The organism is Paraburkholderia sp. CI2 (assembly GCF_014201055.1).
Classification (GTDB): domain Bacteria; phylum Pseudomonadota; class Gammaproteobacteria; order Burkholderiales; family Burkholderiaceae; genus Paraburkholderia; species Paraburkholderia tuberum.
This window is the reverse complement of sequence record NZ_JACHDL010000036.1, coordinates 41,718-66,990: the sequence shown is the minus strand read 5'-3', so window position 1 is coordinate 66,990 and position 25,273 is coordinate 41,718. Positions and strand designations below refer to the sequence as shown.

19 protein-coding genes and 2 tRNA genes are annotated in these 25,273 nt (G+C 65.3%); 11 read left to right on the top strand and 10 right to left on the bottom strand.

What is annotated here, in order from left to right; all coding sequences use genetic code 11:
* Nucleotides 1-217 precede the first annotated feature (217 nt).
* Nucleotides 218-679, bottom strand: coding sequence for a hypothetical protein (locus HDG32_RS33030; protein WP_184073754.1), 462 nt, complete (start codon nucleotides 677-679; stop codon nucleotides 218-220).
* Nucleotides 680-1,075: 396 nt separating this feature from the next.
* Between HDG32_RS33030 and HDG32_RS33025 the strand changes: the two genes are divergently transcribed.
* The 4 genes from HDG32_RS33025 to dhaL all read left to right on the top strand — a co-directional run bounded on the left by HDG32_RS33025 (nucleotide 1,076) and on the right by dhaL (nucleotide 6,034).
* On the top strand, nucleotides 1,076-2,404 hold the full coding sequence (locus HDG32_RS33025) for a Zn-dependent hydrolase (RefSeq protein WP_184073746.1): 1,329 nt from the start codon (nucleotides 1,076-1,078) through the stop codon (nucleotides 2,402-2,404).
* Nucleotides 2,401-3,891 carry a M81 family metallopeptidase gene (locus HDG32_RS33020; protein ID WP_184073745.1) on the top strand — a complete coding sequence of 497 codons (1,491 nt, stop codon included), beginning with the start codon at nucleotides 2,401-2,403 and terminating at the stop codon, nucleotides 3,889-3,891. Before HDG32_RS33025 ends, HDG32_RS33020 begins: the two co-directional genes overlap by 4 nt.
* 78 nt (nucleotides 3,892-3,969) lie before the next feature.
* Nucleotides 3,970-4,046: transfer RNA gene (locus HDG32_RS33015), tRNA-Val, on the top strand.
* A 284-nt stretch (nucleotides 4,047-4,330) separates the two neighbouring features.
* Nucleotides 4,331-6,034, top strand: a complete 1,704-nt coding sequence (dhaL, locus tag HDG32_RS33010) for a dihydroxyacetone kinase subunit DhaL (protein ID WP_184073744.1) — start codon at nucleotides 4,331-4,333, stop codon at nucleotides 6,032-6,034.
* Nucleotides 6,035-6,110: 76 nt separating this feature from the next.
* Here dhaL and HDG32_RS36850 read toward each other — a convergent pair whose 3' ends face one another.
* From HDG32_RS36850 to selD, 4 genes are all read right to left on the bottom strand, one after another.
* Entirely contained in the window at nucleotides 6,111-6,245 is a 135-nt protein-coding gene (locus HDG32_RS36850; RefSeq protein WP_143037237.1) for a hypothetical protein, read from the bottom strand.
* 36 nt (nucleotides 6,246-6,281) lie between these two features.
* On the bottom strand, nucleotides 6,282-7,337 hold the full coding sequence (locus HDG32_RS33005; RefSeq protein WP_184073741.1) for a permease: 1,056 nt from the start codon (nucleotides 7,335-7,337) through the stop codon (nucleotides 6,282-6,284).
* Between the two features lie 25 nt (nucleotides 7,338-7,362).
* Nucleotides 7,363-8,430 carry a tRNA 2-selenouridine(34) synthase MnmH gene (mnmH, locus tag HDG32_RS33000; protein ID WP_184073740.1) on the bottom strand — a complete coding sequence of 356 codons (1,068 nt, stop codon included), beginning with the start codon at nucleotides 8,428-8,430 and terminating at the stop codon, nucleotides 7,363-7,365.
* Nucleotides 8,431-8,547: 117 nt separating this feature from the next.
* Nucleotides 8,548-9,606 carry a selenide, water dikinase SelD gene (gene selD / locus HDG32_RS32995; RefSeq protein WP_184073739.1) on the bottom strand — a complete coding sequence of 353 codons (1,059 nt, stop codon included), beginning with the start codon at nucleotides 9,604-9,606 and terminating at the stop codon, nucleotides 8,548-8,550.
* 454 nt (nucleotides 9,607-10,060) lie between these two features.
* Between selD and fdnG the strand changes: the two genes are divergently transcribed.
* The 7 genes from fdnG (at nucleotide 10,061) to HDG32_RS32960 (ending at nucleotide 19,405) form a co-directional block, all read left to right on the top strand.
* A complete protein-coding gene (gene fdnG / locus HDG32_RS32990; RefSeq protein ID WP_184073738.1) occupies nucleotides 10,061-13,129 on the top strand; it encodes a formate dehydrogenase-N subunit alpha in 3,069 nt (1,022 codons plus the stop codon).
* A 9-nt stretch (nucleotides 13,130-13,138) separates the two neighbouring features.
* Nucleotides 13,139-14,062: a formate dehydrogenase subunit beta gene (fdxH, locus tag HDG32_RS32985; protein ID WP_184073737.1), complete on the top strand. Its 924-nt coding sequence runs from the start codon at nucleotides 13,139-13,141 to the stop codon at nucleotides 14,060-14,062.
* The gene (locus HDG32_RS32980) at nucleotides 14,059-14,715 is read left to right on the top strand and encodes a formate dehydrogenase subunit gamma (protein ID WP_184038987.1); all 657 of its coding nucleotides are present in this window, start codon (nucleotides 14,059-14,061) and stop codon (nucleotides 14,713-14,715) included. The genes fdxH and HDG32_RS32980 overlap by 4 nt, the downstream gene beginning before the upstream one ends.
* Nucleotides 14,716-14,839: 124 nt before the next feature.
* A complete protein-coding gene (fdhE, locus tag HDG32_RS32975) occupies nucleotides 14,840-15,841 on the top strand; it encodes a formate dehydrogenase accessory protein FdhE (RefSeq protein ID WP_184073736.1) in 1,002 nt (333 codons plus the stop codon).
* Nucleotides 15,842-15,887: 46 nt separating this feature from the next.
* Entirely contained in the window at nucleotides 15,888-17,336 is a 1,449-nt protein-coding gene (gene selA / locus HDG32_RS32970; protein ID WP_184073735.1) for an L-seryl-tRNA(Sec) selenium transferase, read from the top strand.
* A 13-nt stretch (nucleotides 17,337-17,349) separates the two neighbouring features.
* A complete protein-coding gene (gene selB / locus HDG32_RS32965) occupies nucleotides 17,350-19,263 on the top strand; it encodes a selenocysteine-specific translation elongation factor (protein ID WP_184073734.1) in 1,914 nt (637 codons plus the stop codon).
* A 49-nt stretch (nucleotides 19,264-19,312) separates the two neighbouring features.
* Nucleotides 19,313-19,405 (top strand) — tRNA-Sec (locus HDG32_RS32960).
* Nucleotides 19,406-19,658: 253 nt separating this feature from the next.
* Here the strand turns inward: HDG32_RS32960 and HDG32_RS32955 are convergent.
* From HDG32_RS32955 to HDG32_RS32935, 5 genes are all read right to left on the bottom strand, one after another.
* Nucleotides 19,659-19,799 (bottom strand): hypothetical protein, encoded by a 141-nt coding sequence (locus HDG32_RS32955; protein WP_409340073.1) that lies wholly within the window; start codon nucleotides 19,797-19,799, stop codon nucleotides 19,659-19,661.
* A gap of 84 nt (nucleotides 19,800-19,883) precedes the next feature.
* Nucleotides 19,884-22,148, bottom strand: coding sequence for a molybdopterin cofactor-binding domain-containing protein (locus HDG32_RS32950; protein WP_184073733.1), 2,265 nt, complete (start codon nucleotides 22,146-22,148; stop codon nucleotides 19,884-19,886).
* Nucleotides 22,145-22,657 (bottom strand): (2Fe-2S)-binding protein, encoded by a 513-nt coding sequence (locus HDG32_RS32945; protein ID WP_184073728.1) that lies wholly within the window; start codon nucleotides 22,655-22,657, stop codon nucleotides 22,145-22,147. The genes HDG32_RS32950 and HDG32_RS32945 overlap by 4 nt, the downstream gene beginning before the upstream one ends.
* Nucleotides 22,654-23,943 (bottom strand): c-type cytochrome, encoded by a 1,290-nt coding sequence (locus tag HDG32_RS32940; RefSeq protein WP_184073723.1) that lies wholly within the window; start codon nucleotides 23,941-23,943, stop codon nucleotides 22,654-22,656. Before HDG32_RS32940 ends, HDG32_RS32945 begins: the two co-directional genes overlap by 4 nt.
* 93 nt (nucleotides 23,944-24,036) lie before the next feature.
* The gene (locus HDG32_RS32935; RefSeq protein WP_184073721.1) at nucleotides 24,037-25,167 is read right to left on the bottom strand and encodes an alkene reductase; all 1,131 of its coding nucleotides are present in this window, start codon (nucleotides 25,165-25,167) and stop codon (nucleotides 24,037-24,039) included.
* Between the last annotated feature and the right edge of the window lie 106 nt (nucleotides 25,168-25,273).

Below are 25,273 nucleotides of genomic sequence, written 5' to 3'. Positions count from 1 at the left end.
AGTGCGGATTGCCCGTGTGAAAGTAGGTAATCGTCAGGCTCCCCCCCAGTCAGAAACCCCACCCGCCGCGGTGGGGTTTCTGCGTTTACGCGGCCGACTTTGCGCGCTTCACTACTTTCCGATCCGCGACGCATCCGCGTAATCCGGCGACTTCCGACGCGGTCGTCCAAAATCCGTGTCCTTATGGCTCAGCCGGTCAGCACCTCCTCCAAACACGTTAAGCCCGCTTACGCGCCGGCGCTCGATCGGATCCCCCTGCGATAAAGCGGTCGAGTCTTTCGCTGGCCTCCGTAATCGCCCAAAGCGGAGCGCGATGCAGCTGCCGATCGTAGCTCGTTGCGATCGATGCAAAGAGCGCGAATCCCGCTTCGTCCAGTTTCCATTCGTTGCGTTCCCGACCTGCGTCGAACACCATCGCCGAGGCGCAGTCCGCGGCGTGGAGCTCTTCGTGGCTCATCGAGCCAAAGCCAGCATCAGCGAGGTAGCTGGTCAACAGCATGATCTGCGTGACCGTCTGCGCATCGCTCTTCGTACCGAGGCCGCGGCGCAGTGCGTCGAGCGACAGATGAACTCGCAACGCGAGATCGTCGGCGATCTGGCGCGCGATGGGCAACAGCATGGCTTTGGCATGCCGCGCGCGGGCGGCGCCAGTGTTGCGGAAAGGAATTGGTTGTGCCATGGAGATCCGAGGGGTTTGCCTGAGCACATGCAATAACGGCGCGCTTCGCAAAAGGTTGAGCCTTCATTGCGTTTTAGCCGCTTCCTTCGACGAAAACGTTTGCTGGCGGCCACTTGCGCGCAGATTGCCGGCACGTCGCGGCGTCCGTCGTCGAGCGAATTGGCACCTACATCGCCCGCGATGCGCCGTTCACTCCCCACGAATGCAGCGGCTTTGCTTCCTATGCTTGCCCACGGAAAGGCGTCGCGCCGCATTGCCACCTCGCTCGCGTCCGGCCATCTACCTCGGCGAAACCTCTCTATCATGACGATTGGAACAACTTCGGCCAGCAAGCCGGAACGGAGCAAGTCCCGCCGGCAAGCGCCATCCAGCTGTCTTCGACCCGAGATTGCATCGATGCAGACTCATTCATCCAACGTTGTCTCGACGCCCGCCGATTTGCGGATCGACGGCGCGCGGCTGTGGGACTGTCTCATGCAGCTCGTGCGGATCGGCGCGACCGACAAACGCGGTGTCTGCCGTCCAGCACTGACCGAACTCGACCGTGAGGCACGCGATCAGTTCATCGCGTGGACGAAGGAGATCGGCCGCACGGTGCCGGTCGACGCGATCGGCAATATTTTCGCGCGGAGGACGGGGCTGCGTGACGATCTGCCGCCCATAATGACGGGCAGCCATCTCGACACGCAGCCGACCGGCGGCAAATTCGACGGCAATTATGGTGTGCTGGCAGGGCTGGAGGTGCTGCGCCCGCTGGCCGAGACCAACGTGCAGACCATCGCGCCGCTCGAGGTTGCCATGTGGACCAACGAGGAGGGTTCGCGACTCTCGCCGGTGATGATGGGCTCCGGCGTGTTCGCCGGCGCATTCACGCTCGAGCACGCGCTAGCGCAACGCGATCGCGACGGCGTAGCGGTGCGCCACGCGCTAGCGGCGATCGGCTATGCCGGCGAGCATCGCAAGTCGCACGCTGTCGGCGCATATTTCGAGGTGCATATCGGACAGGGGTCCGTGCTCGAAGCGCACGACAAGGTCATCGGCGTCGTGCAGGGCGCGCTCGGGCAGCGCTGGTACGACCTGATCGTGCACGGCATGGAAGCGCACGTGGGGCCGATGGCGCTGCGCCGCGACGCGCTGCTCGTCGCCGCGGATCCGATCCATGCGGTGAACCGTATCGCACTCGATCACGCGCCGCATGGCCGTAGCACGGTCGGCTGGCTCGACGTGCATTTAAACTCGCGCAACGTCATTGCGGGCCGCGTGAAATTCAGCGTCGACCTGCGCGCAGCCGATGACGCGTCGCTCACTGCGATGGACCTCGCATGGCGTGCAGCGTGCGCGCAGGCGGGCAGCGATGGGGGCAACGCCGCCACCAACGCCGCCGCCACCCGCGCGAGCAGCAGCTTGGACGCCCCCATCACTATCGACATCGAGCAGGTCGTCTTCTTCCCGCCGCAGCGATTCGCCGCGCAATGGATCGCCGAGGTCAGGCAGAGCGCGGAGCGGCTCGGTGTGTCGTCGATGGACGTGATCAGCGGCGCGGGCCACGACGCCGCCTATCTCGCGCGCGGCGCACCCAGCGCGATGATCTTCGTTCCCTGCAAGGACGGCATTAGCCACAACGAAATCGAGGACGCGCGCGCCGATCATCTGGAAGCCGGCTGCAATATGCTGCTGCAGGTGATGCCGAGCGCGGCGTCGAGAACGGGGAGCATGCGCGCATGAAGGTCCTGATCGCACGAATGAACCACGAGACCAACACGTTCTCGCCAGTAGAGACCCCGCTGGCCGCATTCGGCCGCAACGGTCCGAGCTATGGCCGCGCCGCGTTCGACGAAAACAAGGGCATGCAAACCGCGATGGCCGCGTTCATCGACGCCGCCGAGCGCGTGCATGCCGAAATCGTGACGCCGATCTCCGCCATGGCGAATCCGAGCGGGCCGGTCGACGCCGCCGCCTACGATACGATCTGCGACGCGATCGTGGCAGCCGCGACGGGCTGCGACGCGGTGATGCTCGATCTGCACGGCGCGATGGTCGCCGAGAACTCGACCGACGGGGAAGGCGATCTGCTCGGGCGCGTGCGTGCGTCGCTGCCGCACGCGCCGATCGCGGTCGCGCTCGATCTGCATGGCAACGTCACGCAAAAAATGATCGACAACGCCGACGTCATCGTCAGCTTCAAGACCTATCCGCACGTCGACATGTACGAGACTGGCGCACATGCAGCGCGCTTGCTGTTCGACATGATCGAGGGCCACGCGAAGCCGGTGATCGCGTGGCGTCAGCCGCCGCTGCTCACGCACACGCTGCGCAGCGCGAGCGTTGACGGCGCGATGAAACGCGCGCTCGATGCCGCGCGCGCCGCCGAGGCCGACGGCATGCTCGCGGTGTCGGTGCTGGCGGGCTTCTCGCTCGCCGATATCGAAGCGCCATGCATTAGCGTCGTCGTCGTGGGCAATGGCGAGCGCGCGGATGCGGAGGCGGTCGCCGGGCGCATCGCGCGGCAGATCTGGGACGAGCGCGACGATTTCGTCTATCGCAGCGCGCCGCTTGCCGAATCGGTCGCGCGGGCGGCGTCGCTGGCACGCGCCGCCGATAAACCGGTGCTAATGCTCGATCACGGCGACAACTGCATGTCGGGCGGCACGTGCGACACGATGGATTTGCTCGAGGAAGCGTTGAGGCAGGGCCTCGAAGGCATCGTCAGCGGGCCGTTGTGCGATCCGCAGGCGGTCGCGGCCCTGGCGGCCTCGGGTGTCGGTAGCACGGTCACGCTCGCGATCGGCAACAAGCTCACAAACGATGCATTGCCCTCGCGTTCGCCGCTTGCCCTGACCGGCGTCGTGCGCGCGCTGACCGACGGCGAATACGTGATCAGCGGCCCGACCTACACCGGCCAGCGCGCGTACATGGGGCGCGCGGCAGTGCTCGACACCGGCACGGTGAAACTCGTCGTGACCGAACGAACGCATGAGCCGTGGGATCTCGGCGTGTTCGAGAGCGTCGGCATCGATCCGCGCCGCGCGCGTTTTCTGCTGCTCAAATCGCGCATGTATTGCCGGCCGGTTTTCGTGCCGATCGCGGAGGCACTCGTCGAATGCGATAGCCGCGGCGTCACGAGTTCGGACTATGGTCTGTTCAGCTTCGAGCACGTGAAGCGGCCGGTTTATCCATTGGACCCTCACACCGAATGGAGCGCGACGAACTGATCAACATGCATGCGTTTCGATAAGTCGCGGCAAGGGCTTGTGCAGTCCGCATTGAGTCTCTATAATTCGCGCCTCTAAAGGCTCGTAGCTCAGTTGGTTAGAGCACCACCTTGACATGGTGGGGGTCGTTGGTTCGAATCCAATCGAGCCTACCAACGCATCTGTGACGTAGACGAAAGCGGTCCGCTTTCGTCTACGGTCCCGTCAAATCGATCCAGTCGTTCCCTCAGTTTCGCCGTTCGGCATCACGTCCCCTTCGTTGTTGTTGTCCGCTCGTGGCCCGAAGCTCGTGCACGTTCACGCGCGCGCTCTCGCCGTTGCGTCGTCGTTCGACAATGCGCGGTACAGTTAGACCTTCCGCTTTCGCCGCCGACCCGACTGCCGTTCCCATCGCATCTTCGATCATGCGATGCCGGCAGCATCCAACGGAGCTGACGCAATGAAGAAGCTCATCAACGATGTGTCCACCGTGGTCCCCGAGATGCTCGACGGGCTCATCGCGCTCAATCCCCAACTCTCGCTATTGCAAGGCGGCACGATCGTCTTGCGCGCCGATGCCCAGGCCGTGGCCGCGCGCGGCGAGGTCGCGCTGATCTCGGGCGGCGGCTCGGGCCACGAGCCCGCGCACGGCGGCTATGTGGGCCACGGCATGCTGAGCGCGGCGGTAGCCGGCGAGGTCTTCACCTCGCCCTCCACCGACGCCGTGCTCGACGCGATACGCGCGGTGGCCGGCCCCGCGGGCGCGTTGCTGATCGTCAAGAACTACACGGGCGACCGCTTCAACTTCGGCCTCGCGGCCGAAATCGCGCGCGCCGAGGGCATCCTCGTTGAGATGATGATCGTCGCCGACGACGTCGCGCTGAGCGCGAGCGGCGATCACGCGGGCCGTCGCGGACTCGCGGGCACAGTGTTGGTTCACAAGATCGCGGGCGCGGCGGCCGCGCGCGGTTTGCCGTTGGCCGAGGTCGCGCGGCTCGCTCGGGAAGCGGCCGCGTCGCTCGGCACGATGGGCGTCGCGCTGACGCCGTGCACGGTGCCGGCTGCGGGCAAGCCGGGCTTCGTGCTGGGCGATGGCGAAATCGAATGGGGCCTCGGCATTCATGGCGAACCCGGCGTGGCGCGCGGCGCGCTGGAGCCGGCCGACGCGATCGTCGGCAAGCTGCTTGCAAAGATCGTCGACGATCTCGCGTTGCAGGCGGGCGAGCGCGTCGCGCTGCTCGTCAACAATCTGGGTGGCACGCCGCCGAGCGAACTCAACGTGGTGGCTGGTGCCGCGCTGCGCGAGCTTGCCGGGCGCGGCATCGAAGTCGCGCGCGCGTGGGCCGGCACGTTCCTGAGCGCGCTCGAAATGGCCGGCGTCTCGCTGACGCTGCTGCGTATCGATGACGAACGGCTGAGCCTGCTCGACGCCGCCTCACAGACGAGCGCATGGCCTGCGCTGAGCGGCCGCGTCGCGCAGGTCGCGGTGCGTGCGGCGCCACCCGCGCCGCAAAGCGCGAGCGGCGCGACGCTCGCGCGTGACGCGACGCTGCGGCGCGCGATCGAAGCGGTCTGCGAGTGCCTGCTGGCAGCCGAGCCGACATTGACCGAAATGGACCAGCGCGTCGGCGACGGCGACCTCGGCATCAGCCTCGCGCGCGGCGCACGCGCGGTGCAGCTCGAGCTCGATTCCTACGCGTGCGCAACCACCCCGGGCGCGGTATTGCGCGGCATGTCGGCGACGCTGCGGCGCGTGGTGGGCGGCACGTCGGGTCCGCTGTACGCGGTGATGCTGCTGCGCGCGGCGGCCGCGCTCGAACAGTCGGGCGGGACCACCGCACGGCAATGGGCGACGGCGTTCAGCGCCGGTGTCGATGGGTTGATGGAACTGGGGGGCGCGAGGCCGGGCGATCGGACGATGGTCGATGCGCTGAGGCCCGCTGCCGACGCGCTGCACGACGCACTCGCTCAGGGAGCGTCGACGGATGCCGCATTGCAGGCCACCGCCGCTGCGGCAAGCGACGGCACGTCTCGTACCGCATCGATGCATCCGCGGCGCGGGCGTTCGAGCTATGTCGGCGAGCGCGCGCTCGGTCATATGGACCCGGGCGCGCATGCGGTCGCGTTGTGGCTCGCGGCGATTCGCGACGCGCTTCCCGGTTAGGCGCAGGCGGACGCGAACGATACGGCGAACGCAAGGGACGAGGGCACTTTCACAGCAGGGAAAAACTACGCCGCCGTCACGGCCGCAGCAGATCGAATCCCGCGAACGCCACGACGCCGCTCAGTGCGATCAGCGCCACCGAGTGCTGTCCAAGGTACAACAGCCCGGCAGCGGACCAACACGTGACAGCGAATGCGGCAATACGTTTCATGCTTCCTTCTTCTACGACTCGAACTCAAAAACCGACTCAGAAGCCCAGCGTAACGGCCAGCAATCCACTGACGACACCGCCCACCACCACTGCACAGGCTACCACCGTCAGCACGCGCCGCGGAAACGACCGCGCGAGCATCGCGAGCGACGGCACGCTGACGAGCGGCAGCGTCATCAGCAGCGCGCCGGCGGGGCCGGCGGCCATGCCGAACGACAGCATCGCCTGAATGATCGGCACTTCACCCGCGGTCGGAATCACGAACAGCGTGCCGGCGATCGACAGCGCGATGATCCACAGCAGGCTGTTGTCGACGTCCGGGCCGATGTGCGGAAACAGCCACGCGCGCGCCGCGCCAAGAATCAGCACGAGCGCGATGTATTCCGGCACGAGCCGCAGCGTCATGCGCCCCAGAATCGTGATCCAGCGCGAGAACGCGGTGCCTGGATTGTCGGCGCTGACCAGTTGCGCGACGGCCTCTCGCGACGCTTGCGCTTCCTGCGGCGTGACCATGCGGTTCACGACGTAGCCAAGGCCGAACACCATCACGATGCCGAGCGCGAGGCGCAGGCCCATCCACTGCCAGCCGAGCACGAAGCCCATGAAGATCAGCGTAGCGGGATTCAGCGCGGTATTACCGAGCCAAAAAGCAATCGCCGCGCCCGGCGCCGCTTCACGCGCGCGCAGGCCCGCGACGACCGGCGCCGCGCAGCAGGTGCACATCATGCCCGGCAACGACATCAGGCCGCCTTTGACGACGCTGTTGAAGTCGGCACGGCCGAGCGCGCGCGCGACCCATTGCGGCGGAATCAGCGCCTGTACCGCGGAGCCGAGCAGCAGGCCGAGCACCATCGCCTGCCAGATTGCCTTGCCGTAAGCGAGCGCGAAGTCGATCGCGGCCTGCCATGAGGCCGCCGGCGCGCTCGCGGACGTGCCCATCAGGATCGACTTGCCGATCGAATGCTGGCTCGCGGCGACGAACGCGCGGTTGTAGTACGGAAACCACTTCACATAGAGGAGGCCGACGACGGCGATCAGCAGGAACACGATCCAGCCAAGCGTGACGCGGGGTTGCCGAAGGGTTGATTGCATGATGGTTGTTGAATGTCGTTGTGGATCAACCGACGACTAGCGTGCGGGTATCGAGCTGCGCTAGCAGCATTTTCGCCTGCTCGACGATGTCGGCGTCGTTCGGGCGGAAATCGAGTTGCAGCGAGTTGGGCAACTGCTCGAAATGCTGGCCGCTGCTGCGCGCGTATGCGGGATCGTAGTGCCGTTCGATCAGTTCGCGCGCGAGCTCGGCGCGCCGGTTCTCGTCGACGAGCCGCAGCCAGCCCGTGACCCGCTCGCGGCTGTGCAGACCGATCAACCGTTCCAGCTGTCCCTTGAAGTAATCGGGATGCTCGAACAGATGCGCGTAATCCTGCAACAGAAACGCCGCGCGGTCCTCGCTGCTCGAGCGCACCTCGACGCACGCGCCGCGATGAAACGTTTCGAGCAGCGCGAGCGGCAGCGTGACGGAGCCAATACGCCGGCTTTCCGCCTCGACGAACACCGGCCGGTTCACGTCGAAGTCACGCAGCGCGGTGACGAGCAGCGTGTCGAAACGCTTTTGCGACGGCTGCGCCACGCCCGTATACGCGCCGAGCAGCGAGCCGCGATGCGAGGCGAGCGCCTCGAGGTCGAGCGTCTGCGCGCCGGCCTCATGCAGCGCCGACAGCAGCCGCGTCTTGCCGCTGCCGGTCGGGCCGACGAGCGCGATATAGCTGAAACGGCGCGGCAGGGTTTCGAGCCTCTCCAGCGTGGCGCGCCGGTAGCTCTTGTAGCCGCCGTCGAGTTGCCGCGCCGACCAGCCGATCATGTTGAACAGCGTCGTGACCGAGCCCGAACGCTTGCCGCCGCGCCAGCAGTAGATCAGCGGGCGCCAGTTGCGCGGCCGGTCGGCGAACGTGGTTTCCAGATGATGCGCGATGTTGCGCGCGACCAACGCCGCGCCGAGCCGCGTGCCCTCGAACGGCGACACCTGCGTGTAGGTCGTGCCGACCAGCACGCGTTCCTCGTTGCTCAGCACTGGCGCGTTGGTCGCGCCCGGAATATGGTCTTCCTCGAACTCGAGCGGAGTGCGAACGTCGACGATTTCATCGAAATCGCCGGCTTTGTCGAGGCTGACTAGAAAACTTTTCAAGGGAGTAGGGACAAAACGGACCGCGGGAAGACCGAAATTATCGCATGGGCGGCTCGTTCGGGCCGGTTATATGCGTCCTTCCCGGGGTTCTCCAGTGACGTCCTTCGGCCGCCTACCTCAGATGACTTCGACCCGCGCTTTCCCGCTCACCAGCTCGCCGATCACCCGTGCGTCGGCAAAGCCATCGGCGCGGAACAGCGCGAGCACTTCGTCTACCGCTTCGGGCGAGCACGACACCAGCAGCCCGCCCGACGTCTGCGGATCGGTCAACAACGCGCGGCCGGCGGACGGCAAGGTGGCGGGCAGCACCACGTCGTGGCCGTAGGCATCCCAGTTGCGGCCCGATGCGCCGGTGAAAATGCCTGCTTGCGCGAGGCTCGCGACGTTCGGCAGCCACGGCAGGTCCGCGTAGCGCACGCGCGCGGTCAGCTTCGAGCCGCGTGCGAGTTCCAGCGTGTGGCCGAGCAGGCCGAAGCCGGTGATGTCGGTCAGCGCATGCACGCCGTCGAGCCGCGCCAGCTCGGCGCCCGGCCGGTTCAGCTTGGTGGTCGCGCCGATCATTGCCGCGTAGCCGGCCTCGTCGAGCCGGTCCTTCTTCAATGCCGCGGACAGAATCCCGACGCCGAGCGGCTTGCCGAGGATCAGCACGTCTCCGGCCTGGCCGCCCGCGTTGCGCTTGACGCGCTTCGGATCGACGATGCCCAGCGCGACGAGGCCGTAAATCGGCTCGACGGAATCGATCGAATGGCCGCCCGCGAGCGGGATGCCTGCTTCCGCGCAGACCGATTCGCCGCCTTTCAGCACGGCCGCGATCACGTCGTGCGGCAGCACGTTGATCGGCATGCCGACGATCGCGAGTGCCATGATCGGCTTGCCGCCCATCGCGTAGACGTCGGAGATCGCGTTGGTCGCGGCGATGCGGCCGAAGTCGAAGGGATCGTCGACGATCGGCATGAAGAAATCGGTGGTCGCGACGATCGCCTGGTCTTCGTTGAGCTTGTAGACGGCGGCGTCGTCGGCGGTGTCGTTGCCGACCAGCAGGTCGGGGAAGAATGGCAGCGGCGCGCTGCGCTTGAGCAGATCGGCGAGCAAGCCGGGCGCGATCTTGCAGCCGCAGCCGCCGCCGTGCGACAGGCTCGTCAGGCGGGGCGACTGGCTTGCTTGGACTTGGGTCATGGGGGCGAGAGTTGGGGTTCGTCGAATGACCGCATTATGAGGGTTGTTTTCGCACTGTGCAGCGTCGGCACGGGCGCAAACCGGCTCTATGCCGAACCCGTTTCGAACTCCGTTTTGCCGAGCGATAAACGGCTGCGTAAAAAATACTAATGCCGAAGGAAATGCAAGCGGCATGTACGCGCGATGAAACGAATTCTTTACGCTACAACGCAATTCCGCGGCGCCTGGGTAGTTAATAGGAGCGCAATAGTCCGCCGATGAGGTCAGTGGGAGTCACTATTCGCGGATGCAGCATAAACGGTGCCCAGCAGCGGGAATAAATCGTGCCAGCAGGGTGCCGCCCTTTCAAGTGACTTTCGCATGTCCCATCTACCGGGGTGGCGAATGCACTACGATGCAGGTCGCGAAACGGCACCTATAATCAATTTTGTCCCCAAAGAGCCGAGGCCATGCAATGACGCAAATGACTCGGCGACAATTCCTGAAGGTCTCTGCCACGACACTTGCCGGATCGAGCCTGGCCCTGATGGGCTTCTCGCCGACACCCGCGCTGGCCGAAGTCCGTCAGTACAAATTGTCGCGTGCGACTGAAACCCGCAACACCTGCCCGTACTGTTCGGTGGGCTGCGGCATCCTGATGTACGGTCTTGGCGACGAGGCCAAGAATGTGAAGACGAGCATCTTCCACATCGAGGGCGACCCCGACCATCCGGTCAATCGCGGCACGTTGTGCCCGAAGGGCGCGAGCCTGATCGACTTCATCCATAGCGCGAGCCGTCTGCGCTATCCCGAGTACCGCGCGGCCGGGGCGAGCGAGTGGAAGCGCATCTCGTGGGAAGACGCGCTAGACCGCATCGCGAAGCTGATGAAGGAAGACCGCGACGCGAACTTCGTCGAGACGAACGCGGACGGCAAGAAGGTCAACCGCTGGCTGACTACCGGCATGCTCGCGGCATCGGCCGGCAGCAACGAGGTGGGTTATCTGACGCACAAGACTGTTCGCAGTCTTGGCATGCTCGGATTCGACAATCAGGCGCGTGTCTGACATGGCCCGACGGTGGCAGGTCTTGCCCCGACGTTTGGCCGTGGAGCGATGACGAACCATTGGGTCGACATCAGAAACGCGGACGTGATTCTCGTGATGGGCGGCAATGCGGCCGAGGCCCACCCATGCGGTTTCAAATGGGTCACCGAAGCCAAGGCGCACCGCAAGGCGCGCCTGATCGTGGTCGACCCGCGCTTTACGCGCACGGCGTCGGTCGCGGACTACTTCGTGCAGATCCGCACCGGTACGGACATTGCGTTTCTCGGCGGGGTGATCAACTACCTGCTGACGAACGACAAGATCCAGCACGAGTACGTGAAGAACTACACGGACGTGCCGTTCATCGTGCGCGAGGATTTCGCGTTCAAGGACGGCCTGTTTTCCGGCTACCACGCCGACACGCGCAGCTATGACAAGGCCTCGTGGGACTACGAGCGCGGCGATGACGGCTTCGCCAAGGTCGACCCGACGCTGCAGGACCCGCGCTGCGTCTATCAGCTGATGAAGCAGCACTACTCGCGCTACACGCCCGAGCAGGTCGAGAGAATCTGCGGCGTGCCGAAGGAGAAGTTCCAGCACGTGTGTGAGATGCTCGCGTCGACGTCGGTGCCGAACCGCGCGGCCACGATCATGTACGCGCTCGGCTGGACGCATCACTCGGTCGGCTCGCAGATCATCCGCACCGGCGCGATGGTGCAGCTGCTGCTTGGCAACATCGGCATCGCGGGCGGCGGCATGAACGCGCTGCGCGGCCATTCGAACATCCAGGGCCTGACGGATCTCGGCCTGATGTCGAACCTGCTGCCGGGCTACATGACGCTGCCCATGGAAGCGGAGCAGGACTTCGACGCCTACATCGCGACGCGCGCCAAACAGCCGCTGCGGCCGAACCAGCTGAGCTACTGGCGCAACTATCGCGCGTTCCACGTGAGCCTCATGAAATCGTGGTGGGGCGACAAGGCGACCGCCGACGACAACTTCGCTTTCGACTATCTGCCGAAGCTCGACAAGTCCTACGACCTGCTGCAGGTCTTCGAGCTGATGAATCAGGGCAAAATGACCGGCTACATCGCGCAGGGCTTCAATCCGCTTGCCGCCGCGCCGTTCAAGGCGAAGAACGGCGCGGCGCTGGCCAAGCTGAAGTGGCTCGTGATCATGGATCCGCTCGCGACCGAAACGTCGGAGTTCTGGAAGAACCACGGCCCGTTCAACGATGTCGACAGCGGCTCGATCCAGACAGAGGTGTTTCGTCTGCCGACCACCTGCTTCGCCGAGGAACGCGGCTCGCTCGTTAGTTCGAGCCGGGTGCTGCAGTGGCATTGGCAGGGCGCGGACGGTCCCGGCGAAGCGAAGAGCGACCTCGATATCATGGCGGGGCTGTGGCTGCGTATTCGCGACGCTTATCGCAAGGACGGCGGCAAGTATCCCGATCCGATCCTGAACATGAGCTGGCCGTATGCGAACCCGGAAAGCCCGACGCCCGAAGAACTCGCGATGGAGTTCAACGGCAAGGCGCTCGCGGACGTTACCGATCCGAAGGACACGACCAAGGTGCTCGCGAAGAAGGGCGAGCAGCTCGCGAGTTTCGCGCTGCTGCGCGACGACGGCTCGACCTCGAGCGGCTGCTGGATCTTCTGCGGCGCGTGGACCCAGGCGGGCAACCAGATGGGCCGCCGCGACAACTCGGACCCGACCGGCATCGGCAACACGCTGAACTGGGCCTGGGCATGGCCGGTGAACCGGCGGGTTCTGTACAACCGCGCGTCGTGCGATCTCAGCGGCAAGCCGTTCGATCCGACGCGCAAGCTGATCGCGTGGAACGGCAGCAGGTGGTCGGGTGCCGACATTCCGGACTTCAAGGTCGACGAGCCGCCCGAAGACGGCATGAATCCGTTCATCATGAATCCGGAAGGCGTGGCTTGCTTCTTCGCGCGCGAAGCTATGGTGGAAGGGCCATTCCCCGAGCACTACGAGCCGTTCGAAACGCCGCTCGGCTACAACCCGCTGCATCCGGACAACAAGTTGGTCGTCAGCAATCCTGCGGCGCGCGTGTTCCCGGACGACAAGGCCACGTTCGGCACGCACGAGAACTTCCCGCATACGGCGACCACCTATCGTCTGACCGAGCATTTCCACTACTGGACCAAACACGCGCGTCTGAACGCGATCATCCAGCCCGAGCAGTTCGTCGAGATTGGCGAAGACCTCGCGAAGGAGATCGGCGTGGTAGCCGGCGACCGGGTCAAGGTGAGCTCGAACCGCGGGCACCTGGTTGCCGTCGCGGTCGTGACGAAGCGGATCAAACCGCTGATGATCGAAGGCAAGAAGGTGCAGACCGTCGGGCTGCCGCTCCATTGGGGCTTCAAAGGGGTCGCGAGGCCGGGCTATCTCATCAATACGCTGACGCCCCCGGTGGGCGACGGGAATTCGCAGACACCGGAATTCAAGTCGTTCCTCGTCAAGGTCGAAAAGGCATAAGGAAAAGAGATGGCACTGCAATCACTGGACATCAGACGCGTTTCGGCCACCACCACGCAGCCACCGGTGATTCGCGAGCCGGCCACGGGCACGGTCGCGAAGCTCATCGACGTGTCGAAGTGCATCGGCTGCAAGGCGTGTCAGACGGCCTGCATGGAGTGGAACGATCTGCGCGACGAGATCGGCGTGAACGTGGGCGTCTACGACAACCCGCCCGATCTCACCGAGCATTCATGGACCGTCATGCGGTTTGCCGAGTACGAGAATTCCGCCGGCGATATCGAATGGCTGATCCGCAAGGACGGCTGCATGCACTGCGAGGACCCGGGCTGTCTGAAGGCCTGTCCGGCGCCGGGCGCGATCGTGCAGTACACGAACGGCATCGTGGATTTCCACCAGGAGAACTGCATCGGCTGCGGCTTCTGCATCGCCGGCTGCCCGTTCGACATACCGCGTATGTCGAAGCAGGATCGCCGCGTATACAAGTGCACGCTGTGTTCGGATCGTGTGGCGGTCGGCCAGGAGCCGGCCTGCGTGAAGACCTGCCCGACCGGCGCGATCATGTTCGGCACCAAGGAGGACATGAAGCAGCAGGCCGAGGACCGCATCGTCGATCTGAAGGAGCGCGGTTTTCAGAACGCTGGCCTGTATAACCCGGCCAAGGTCGGCGGCACGCATGTGATGTACGTGTTGCACCACGCCGACCGGCCGTCGCTGTATCACGGCCTGCCGGACGATCCGCGCATCAGTCCGCTGGTCTCCTTGTGGAAGGGCATCGCCAAGCCGATCGGGCTCGCCATTATGGGGATCGCCGCGCTCGCGGGCTTCTTCCACTACACGCGCGTCGGCCCGAACGAGGTGTCCGAGGCCGACGAAGCCGCAGCCGTCAAGGAAGCCGAAGAAGCACGCCGTTCGCGGGAGGGTACGCAATGAACCACTCTGAGCACACCGATTTCACGGACCTGAAGGGCAACCGACTGATCGTGCGCTATACGCCGAACGAGCGCACGAATCATTGGATCACCGCGATCTGTTTCATCCTGCTTGCGCTGTCCGGTCTCGCGTTGTTCCATCCGTCGATGGCGTTTCTGTACGTGGTACTCGGCGGCGGGCAGTGGACGCGGATTCTGCACCCGTTCATTGGCTGCGTGATGTTCATCTCGTTCCTGATTCTTGCGTTGCGCTTCTGGCATCACAACTATCTGGACCAGGCGGATATCCAGTGGATGAAGCAGATCGGCGACGTGCTGAACAATCGCGAGGAACGCCTGCCCGCAATCGGCAGGTACAACGCCGGGCAGAAGCTGCTGTTCTTCGTGATGGTGATCTGTATGCTGCTGCTGTTGCTGAGCGGCATCGTGATCTGGCGGCGCTACTTTTCGTTCTATTTCCCGATTGGTGTGATCCGGCTCTCGGCGCTCGTGCATGCCGTGACGGCATTCCTGCTGATCGTCGGCATCATCGTGCATATCTATGCGGCGCTGTGGGTCAAGGGCTCCATAGGTGCGATGACGCGCGGCACCGTTACCTATGGCTGGGCGCGCAAGCATCATCCAAACTGGTTCAGGGAAATCATCGGCAAGTAAAGTATGCTCAATCGGCGCTGCCCCAGCGCATGTTTCAATGCGCCGCACGCAGCGCCCCTCGCACCGGGCCGCCGCGCCTCGTCGATGACGGGCGGCGGCCCTTCAGTTTTCAGAGGTCGATATCTTGACTCAACGCATTCTCGAAGCCGCCGACATCGAGTCGCTCGATCCCTCGGCAATACCCCGCATCCGCATGCCCGAGCGGCTCGCGGTGTTCGCGCCGCGCGCCGCGCGCCTGCGTCAGCTCGCCTCGCGCGGCAATCCGATCGCTGGCTACCTGCGGCTGATGGCGGTGCTCGCCGATGCGCAGCAGGCGGTGCTCGCGCACTTCAAGGCCCAGCCACCGAGCCCCGAGCTGATCGCGAGCGCGCAGCAGTATTCGATGCCGCTGATTCCGGCGCTGTCCGCCGCGCGCGATCCGGCGTGGCGCGACGTGCTGCTACAACTGCTCGACAGGATCGAAGCGGCGGGTCCCCCGTTGACGCCGCCGCTCGTGGCGTTGTTCGCGCGCCTGCGCTCGCTCGACGTCGCCGCGCTCGAAGCGCAGGCCGACGCGATCTTCGCTCAGCGCTTCGCCGACGTCGATCCGGCGAGCGCGCCGTTCATCATGGCCGCGCTGCAGGTCGTATGGACCGACCTCGCCGCCGACATCGACAAGCGCGCCGTACCGTACCTCGACACACCGGGCCTGTGCCCGGTGTGCGGCTCGTATCCAGTGGCGAGCACGCTGCGCATCGGCGGCGCGTACGACAACTATCGCTATCTGCAATGCGGATTGTGCGCGACCGAATGGCATATGGTCCGTAGCAAATGCTCGAACTGCGATTCGACGAAGGGCATCGCGTACCAGGTAGCCGGCTCGCCCGACGCCGACGCAGCCGCGCGTGAGGCCGAATCGAAAAACGCCGCGCTGAAGGCGGAGTCGTGCGACGAATGCCATACTTACCGCAAGATCGGCATTCAGGCGAAGGACTACGAGTTCGATCCATTCGCGGACGACCTCGCGAGCCTCACGCTCGATCTGCTGATGGGCGCGGAAGGTTACCGGCGCGCGTCGCCGCATCCATGGCTGTGGCCGGAGCAGACGGCCGGCGCGGCCGAAACGGAGGGCGACGAGTCGGCCTGACGGCGACCTGACCGGAGCCAAGTTCAAAACGACATAAGGATTGCTCGTGAGCGATGTGAGCAGCTCGGCATTGCGCGCGCTGATGGCGCGCGTGCCGTCGGTGGACAAGGTGTTGGCGTCGGAAGAGTTCGTGCCGCTCATCGGCGCATACGGCCGCACCCAGGTACTCAACGCGCTGCGCGACGCGCTCGATGCGTGGCGCATCAGCGCGCAATCGGGCGATGCGGCGGCCAACCCGGCGGTGAGCGCGCTCGATACCGCGCAGCTGCATGCGACGGTCGCCGCGGCGCTGCTCGCGCGTAACGCGTCGCGGCTGCGCAGCGTGTTCAATCTGACCGGCACCGTGTTGCACACGAACCTCGGCCGCGCGCTGCTGCCCGATGAGTCGGTGCGCGCCGTGATGAGCGCGCTCACGCAACCGGCCAACCTCGAGTTCGATCTCGCCACCGGCACGCGCGGCGACCGCGACGATCTGATCGACGATCTGATCTGCGAGCTGACCGGCGCCGAAGCGGCGACCATCGTCAACAACAACGCCGCCGCGGTGCTGCTCACGCTGTCCGCGCTCGCGGCGAAGAAGGAAGTGGTGGTGTCGCGCGGCGAACTCGTCGAAATCGGCGGCGCGTTTCGCATTCCCGACATCATGAGCCGCGCGGGCGCGAAGCTGCGCGAAGTCGGCACGACGAACCGCACCCATCTGAAGGACTATGAACAGGCGATCAACGCGCGTACCGCGCTGCTGATGAAAGTCCACGCGAGCAACTATGCGATCAGTGGCTTCACGAAGGAAGTCGGGATCGAAGAGATCGCGCCGCTCGCGCACGCGCGCGGGCTTGCGGTCGCCGTCGATCTCGGCAGCGGCACGCTCGTCGATCTCGCCGAATGGGGCTTGCCGCGCGAGCCGACGGTGCGCGAGACCGTCGCGGCCGGCGCCGATCTGGTCACGTTCAGCGGCGACAAGCTGCTCGGCGGCCCGCAGGCCGGGTTGATCGTCGGGCGGCGCGATCTGATCGCGAAGATCAAGAAGCATCCGCTGAAGCGCGCACTGCGGGTCGGCAAGCTGACACTCGCGGCGTTGGAGCCTGTGCTCCAGCTGTATCGCGCGCCGGAGAAGTTGACGGAGCGGCTGACCACGCTACGGCTCCTCACGCGGCCCGCCGAAGATATTCACGGCGCCGCGCAGCGCGTGTTACCGGCGTTACAGCAGGCGATCGACGCGCGCTACAGCGTGGCCGCGGAGCCGATGTTCAGCCAGATCGGCAGCGGCGCCTTGCCCGTCGACGTGCTGCCGAGCTATGGCCTCGTCATCAGGATGAGCGACGGCAAGCGCGGCGGCCGTCATCTGCTCGCGCTCGAAAAGCAGTTGCGCGAGATGGCGCGGCCGGTGCTCGGCCGGATCGCGGACGACGCGTTGCGGCTCGATCTGCGCTGCCTCGAAGCCGCCGACGAAGCGCAATTGATCGCACAGCTGATCGCGCAACCGAAAAGCAGCTGAAGGACGGGCACGCATGATCGTCGGTACTGCTGGGCATATCGACCACGGCAAAACGAGCCTCGTGAAGGCACTCACCGGCGTCGACACGGACCGGCTCAAGGAAGAAAAAGCGCGCGGCATTTCGATCGAGCTCGGCTACGCGTACGTACCGCTCGACAACGGCGACGTGCTCGGTCTGATCGACGTGCCGGGCCACGAAAAGCTCGTGCATACGATGACCGCGGGCGCGAGCGGCATCGACTTCGCGCTGCTCGTAATCGCCGCCGATGACGGCGTGATGCCGCAAACGCGCGAACATCTGGCGATCGTCGAACTGCTCGGCATCCGGCGCGGCGCAATCGCGTTGACGAAAGTGGATCGCGTCGACGACGAGCGCCTGCGCGAAGTGCGCGATGAAGTGAGTGTGTTCGTCGCTGGCAGCGTGCTGCGCGACGCGCCGGTATTCGATACCTGCGCGACGCGCGCGGGCGATGCGGGCGTCGCCGCGCTGAACGCGCATCTGCGCGAGCAGGCCGCCGCATGGCGCATGAAGCGCGACGACGGCCTGTTCCGCCTCGCCGTCGATCGCGTGTTCACGCTCGCGGGGCAGGGCACGATCGTCACCGGGACCGTGGTGGCGGGCAGCGTGAGCGTCGGCGACACGATGCTGCTCGCGCCGAAAAACGAATCGGTGCGCGTGCGCAGCATCCACGCGCAGAATCGCCCCGCCGAAACCGGTCGCGCCGGCCAGCGTTGCGCGCTGAATCTGGCGGGCATCGAGAAAAGTGCGATCGAGCGCGGCGACTGGATCGTCGATCCGCGACTGTCGCAAGCGAGCGAGCGCATCGACGTCGCGTTGACGCTGCTCGCCGACGCGCCGCACGCGCTCGAACATTGGGAGCCGCTGCACGTGCATCTCGGCACGCAGCATCAGGTTGCGCATGTCGCGCTGCTCGAAGGCGACACGCTCGAGCCCGGTCAGCGCGCGCGCGTGCAACTCGTGTTCGAGCTGCCGCTGTGCACGGTGCCGGGCGATCGCTTCGTCGTGCGTAACGCTCAGGCCAATCGCACGGTGGGCGGCGGGCACGTGCTCGATGCGTTCGCTCCGGCGCGCAAGCGGCGCTCGCCGGAGCGCTTCGGCTGGCTCGACGCGATGCAGACGCTGCTCGACACCGGCTCACTCGACGCGCTGTTCGCGCGCGCGCCGCACGGTTTGTCGCGGGCGTTGCTGGAGCGCCTCACGGGGATGCCGGCGGCGGCGCTCGCGTTGCCCGCCGCGACACGCACGATCGAACTGCCGGGCCATGACGCGCTGCTGGTCGCGGACGCGACATGGCACGCGCTCGAGGGGCGCCTGACGAGTGCGCTCGCGCAATATCACGAGCACTCGCCCGACGAACTCGGCCCGGACGTGTCGCGCTTGCGGCGCATCGCGGCGCCACTGGTCGACGACGCCCTGTGGCGCGCGCTGGTCGACGATGCGGCGGCGCGTGGCGAGCTCGTCAGACTCGGACCGTGGCTGCATTTGCCCGGCCACGCCGTGACGCTCCACGCTGCCGATCAGGCGCTTGCCGCGACGCTACTGCCCGAGATCGAGGCGGGGCGTTTCGATCCGCCGTGGGTGCGCGAGCTCGCGAACGCGCACGGTGTGCCGGAGGAGCGCGTGCGTCAGTTGCTGCGCAAGCTCGCGCGTCAGGGCGAGCTGTTCCAGGTCGTGCATGACCTGTTCTATCACCAGCAGGTGATTCGCGAACTTGCGTCGATCGCGGCGGCGGAGGCGCACAAGAACGGCGGCACCGTGGCGGCCGCGCCGTTTCGCGACGCGACCGGGCTTGGCCGAAAACGCGCGATCCAGCTTTTGGAGTTCTTCGACCGGGTTGGGTATACTCGCTTCCACCGTGGCCTGCACCTCCTGCGCACGGATTGCCGCTGGCTCGATCTGCCTTGATCTGGCTGGCGGTCTGTTTCTATCGGGCACGCGTCATTCAATCACCGTAGGAAGGCATTCGTATCCGGTGGTGCGGCTGGGCTTCAAACCCAGTTGAGGGCGTCAGACGCTCTCGGGTCGGTTCGACTCCGGCTGCCTTCCGCCCCATAGGCCTTCCCGGGCATTCCGATATCTTCCGAAAACGTCCTCTAGGCCGCTGATTTTAAAGCGGTTTATGGGTAACGGCGTGCTTGCTGATTCCGGTAAGGTCCCACACAATTTACACACGAAGTATGGGTAGGAAGATGGGTAAGTGGGTAGGAGGGAATCATGTCAGGACGACAGTTGCACCGGCTCAGCGCACTGCGGATCGCGAAGGAGGTGGCCCCGGGCCATTACGCCGACGGCGGTGGTCTCTACATGCAGATCGCTTCCTGTTTGCGTCCATTGACAATGGTGTCCGCGCCGGCCGTTGCGATCCCAGTAGCGATCGCGATGCCGATACCCCCGGTGGACGCGCTCACAATGGCGATCTTGCCCGATAGATCGATGATCACTTCCTTGCTCCTTGTAGAAACTTCATGTGCTTATGTCCGCGAGGCAGATTCATCCGTTGCTGCAGGCGGCGCCGTGCGGGCTCTCTAAACGTCGGTCAGCCGGCGCAGGCTATCGCCACCCAGCGGCATGTCGCGAAAGCGCTTTCCGGTCGCGTCGAACAGCGCGTTGCCGAGCGCGCCGGCGGTCGGCCCCATCGACGCTTCTGCGGCGCCGAGAAAGGGCGCACCCGGCCGATTGATCAGATGCACGTTCAAACTGCGCGGCACGGCGGAATACCGCAGGATCGGGTAGCTGCTCCAGTCGAAGCTGCGGATTCGAGATGTGTCGAACCGCAATTCTTCATAGAGTGTCCAACTTGCGGATTGAATCACGCCGCCTTCGATCTGGTTGCGGATGCCGTCGGGGGTGACGATCTGCCCCGCGTCAACCGCGACTTCGGCGTGTTCGAGAATCACCTGGCCCGTCTCGGGCACCACGGATATCTCCACGGCCATCGCCACATACGACATCAGGTTCTTGTACTTGCCGAACGCAAAGCCGACGCCGTGATTGGCCTTGCGCGGCGCGCGCGGCCAGCCGAATTTCTCGGCCGCGAGCCGGATCACGTCTCGGGCGCGCGGATCCTGCATATGCTTGAGCCGGAACGCGACGGGGTCGGCGCCGGCTGCGGCGGCCAACTCGTCCATGAACGTCTCGATCGTGAAGACGTTCATGTGCGCGCCGAGCGAGCGCATCGCCGACGTTTGCAACGGCATGGTCGGCGAGAAGTTGTTCATCACATGCATGTTGGGGAACGCGTACAGCGGAATCGCGTTGCGGTCGCCGCCGCCTTCGGGCTGCATCATCGGCACCGACGGCGCCGGCACGAACGGTTTCTCCAGCATTCGCGCGGGAAGGAGCCGGCCCGCGTTGACGATCCGCTCGTTGTGCGAGCTGCTCCACAGCGCGTAGTCCCAGTTGACGATGCTGCCGCTCGCGTCGAGCGACGCGCTCACTTCGGTGACCATCGCGGGTGTGAAGTGATCCCAGGTATGTTCCTGTTCGCGCATCCATTGCACACGAACCGGTTGGCCCGCCATCTCGCGGGCGATCAAGGCGGCGTGCGATGCTACGTCGTCCGCGCCGTTGTGCCCATAGCAGCCCGATCCTTCGACATGAACGCAGCGCACATTCTCTTTCGGCAGCGACAGCATTTCGGCGAGCGCATCGCGCAGCGGATAGACGCCTTGCGAGTGCGTCCAGACCGTCATGGTGCCGTCCTTGAACTGCGCGACTGAGCAGGACGGGCCGATCGAACCGTGCATCATGTAGCGCTTGGTGTACTTCGCGCTCAGCGTTTTGGCGGGTGTGCCGGCCGCATTGTGCGTATTCGCGATCTCGATGTGTTGCGTGGAAATCGTCTTCAGATCGCGGTGTACTGCAGCCGGGTCGGGCAATGTGCGTCCGGCGCTCCACTGACTTCCCGCGGCCAGCGCGCGCTGCGCCTGCACCGCTTGCCATTCGCCTTTGGCGACCACCGCCAGCATGCTGCCGTCCCTGATCACCTTGACGACGCCCGGCATCTTCAGAATGTCGGGCGTATTGGTCTTCAGCAACTTCGCAGCATAGACCGGCGGGAGCACCACTCGCGCATGCAGCATGCCCGGCATCGACATGTCCTGCACATAGCTCGGGCCGCCCGTCACCTTGCCCGGGATGTCCAGGCGCGGCAATGACGTTCCGATCGTCACGAATCTGGCTGGGTCTTTCAACGGCGACACCGGCGTCGCCATGCGATGGAGATCCACCGCGCCGACCGCCTGACCGTAAGTCATCGTGCGGCCGTCGGGTGCCTTGATGATGGCGTCCTGAACGGTCAGCACGCTGCTCTCGACACCGAAGTGTTTGGCCGCCGCATCGACGAGCAGGCCGCGGACCTGGGCAGACGCGTTCAGCAAGGCGCTGCCGCTGTCGACGATGGTGTGGCTGCCTGCCGTGAGTCCCTCGTCCGGCGAGGCGCCCGTATCGGCGGTCAAAAACGTGATCAGCGAGGGCGCCATGTCCAGCTCCTCGGCTGCGATCTGCAGCAGCGCGGTGCGTACCCCGGTGCCTAATTCCACCTTGCCGGTGTAGACAGTCACCTTGCCCGCGGGATCGATCTTGATCCATGCATCGAGGAACGGATTGGTCTTCAGACTGCCCGCGAGCGTTTCGGTCGCTTTCGCCACGTGTACCGCAGCGCCTTCGTCCGCGATCACCTCCTGCGCCATGGCCTTGATACCGGGGAACAGACTGAAGCTCACCACGAGCGCGCCGGACATCATGAAGCGGCGGCGTCCCTCGTTAATATCGTCTTCGTTGACGCTCATTGCGTGCCTCCGTGGGTCACTGCGCCTTGAGGCGGGGTGGGCGTAGCGTCGGGTGCGGGCAGGTGCGCGACTTCGCGGATCGCAGCGAGGATGCGCATGTGGGTGCCGCAACGGCAAAGATTCGGCTCCATGTGTTCGCGCAGTTCATTCTCGGTCGGCCGCGGGTTGCGCTCGAGCAGGGCCTGGGCGCGCATGATCATGCCGGCGATGCAATAGCCGCACTGCACGGCCTGATGTTCGATGAAGGACTTCTGCAGCGGGCCGGGATGTTCGACCGTGCCGAGACTTTCGATCGTGCGCACGGGGCGGCTGCCGATCGACGACACGGGAATGAGGCAGGAAAATGCAGCCTTGTCGCCCACGATCACCGTGCACGCGCCGCATTGTCCAAGACCGCAGCCGAACTTCGCGCCGTGCAGGTGCAGGTCATTGCGCAGTGCGTAGAGCAGTGGCGTCGACGGATCGATATCCAGCACGTGCTGCACGCCATTGACGGTAAGGTTGATCATCGCGCGTTATTCTCCTTTCTGACTTTGACCACCGTTTCCTCGACGTCCTTCCACTCGCCGCGCTGCGAATAGGTCGCGCGGATATAGGACACCAGGTCGGCGATCTGCTGGTCACTGTAGATTTCGCTGAAGGACGGCATGTAGTTCATGCTGTCCTCGCCGTGCCAGCCGTTGCCGCTGAGAATCATCTGAGCCGCGTTGCGCGGCGTCTCTGCATTGATGGCGGTGCTGAACGCGAGCGTGGGGCGCTCGCCAATCGATTGCATCGGTGCAGCGGGACCGTGGCACTGGGCGCACGATGCCGCGAACAGCAGTGCGCCGCGCTGGGCCTCCGGTGACTTCTCGCCTTGCGCTGCTGCATTGGACGACACACCGGCGACGGCCGGCTGCGGCTTCTGAATCGACAGGATGTAGGTGGCGATGGCCTGCACGTCCTCTTCAGGCACGGTAGCGAGGTCGCGCGTGACGGGCAGCATCGGGCCGGCCGCCGCGCCGTGTTCGCTGGCGCGGCCGCTGCGCAGATAGGTGACGAGCTGTTCCTGGGTCCACGGCTTCGGCGCCGCGCCGAGCGCATTGAGCGCGGGCGCTTCCCAGCCGTCGACGATACCGCCGTCGAATGCGTGTGCCGACTTTTCGCCGCCGATCATATTGAGCGGCGAATGACACGACGCGCAGTGCCCGAGGCCATCCACCAGCAGCTTGCCGCGGTTCCACTCGGCGTCTTTCGACGCGCCTGCCACCTGCTCGCCGGGATGCAGGAACAACACGTTCCAGAAGGCCAGTAGAGGCCGGAAGTTCAGCGGAAAGATTAGCTCGTTCGCGGGCGTGGTCGCGTTGACCGGCTCGCGCGTCATCAGGTATGCGTAGGCCGCGGCAATGTCACGATCGGACATACGCGTAAAGTGAATGTACGGAAACGCGGGGTACAACAAGTGCCCGTCGCGGGCCACGCCGTAACGCACAGCTCGCGTGAATGCTTCGAGCGACCAGCTGCCGATGCCCGTTTCGACATCGGGCGTGATGTTGGTCGCGTAAATGGTGCCGAACGGCGTGGCAAGCGGCAGGCCGCCGGCGAACGGTTTGCCGCCCTTCGCGGTGTGACAGACAATGCAGTCGCCGAGCGCCACCACGCGCGCGCCCGCGAGCTTCGTCCGCGTGTCGAACGACGCAGGCGCCGGAGGATTGACCGGGGCAATGGCGGGCTTCCACATCAACAGCAGCGCGCCGGTTAGCGCGGCCACGACGATCACGCCGCCCATCGCCAACAGTCTAGACTTGTGCGTCATCACGTACCTGTCACTGAAGTCATGAATCGAAGAATCCGCACGCACAGGCTGTGCGCGCGGCCGGGAGATGCGTCATGCCTGCACGGCGCGTGCTTATACGGCTTGTGCGTTCTGGCCGGCGCTGCCGTCGAACGGGTAGTCGATATAGCCGGCGTCGTCGCCGCCGTACCAGCCGGCCGCCTTGGGCGTCGCGAGCGCCGCGTGAGTCGCAATGCGCTCGACGAGGTCGGGATTGGCGATATAGGCGCGCGCGAACGCGACCAGGTCCGCCTGGCCGTCGCGGATCAGTTGGTCGGCCTGGTCGATGGCAATGCCGCCGTTGACCATCAGCGTGCCGGAGAACGCCTTGCGTATACGCTCGATGATGCGCGGCAGGTCCGGTGCGCCGCTCCAGGCGTTCGTGTCCGCCGCGTGAACGTAGGCGACGCCGAACTCGTCGAGCATCTTGCCGACGTAGTCGTAGGTGCCGTCCGGATCCGCATCGCGCACATTGTTGTACTGCGCATACGGCGAAACGCGTACGCCGACCCGGTCGAGCGAAACCACCGAGCCGATCTCCGTGAGTATGTCGCGCAGGAAGTTGGCGCGGTTCGCTAGCGAGCCGCCGTACCGGTCGTCGCGCGTATTGGTGGTCGGTGACAGGAATTGATGCGGCAAGTAGCCGTTCGCCGCGTGGACTTCGACGCCGTCGAAGCCGGCGGCAATCGCATTGGCCGCGCCTTGTCTGAACGCGCCGATAGCAAGCTTCACCTCGCCGAGCGACATGGCGCGCGACGGCGTGGCGTGGATTCTGGTGTACTGGCCGTTCTGCAATTGCGCCCACACCTGCAACTGGTCGAGATCGTCATTCACGCCGGAGGGCGAGAGCGGTGCCTCGCCGCCAAGCAGTGCGAACGAACCGACGCGCCCGCCATGCCACAACTGCATGAAGATGCGGCCGCCGGCTGCATGCACCTGGCTCGTGATGTGACGCCAGCCCTCGATCTGCTCGGCCGTGATGATGCCCGGCGTGAGCTCGAAGGACGCCGAGGCAGGACTCACATTGGTCGCCTCGGTAATGATCAGCCCCGCCGACGCGCGCTGCGCATAGTATTGCGCCATCATTTCCGTCGGACGGCCGCGCAACGGTGCGCGCGAGCGGGTCATGGGCGCCATCACGACGCGGTTCGGCAAGTGCAGTCCAGGCAGATCGTAGCCGTTGAGCAAAGGGGAAAGAGACGACATGGTGATTCCTTTTTAAACGATTGAACGTCGTTCAGGTGCGTGACGATGCTGGCTAGCGTATCGTGACCGTCACGGGAATTCCTGAAACCAGGCTGAAATCTTGTTA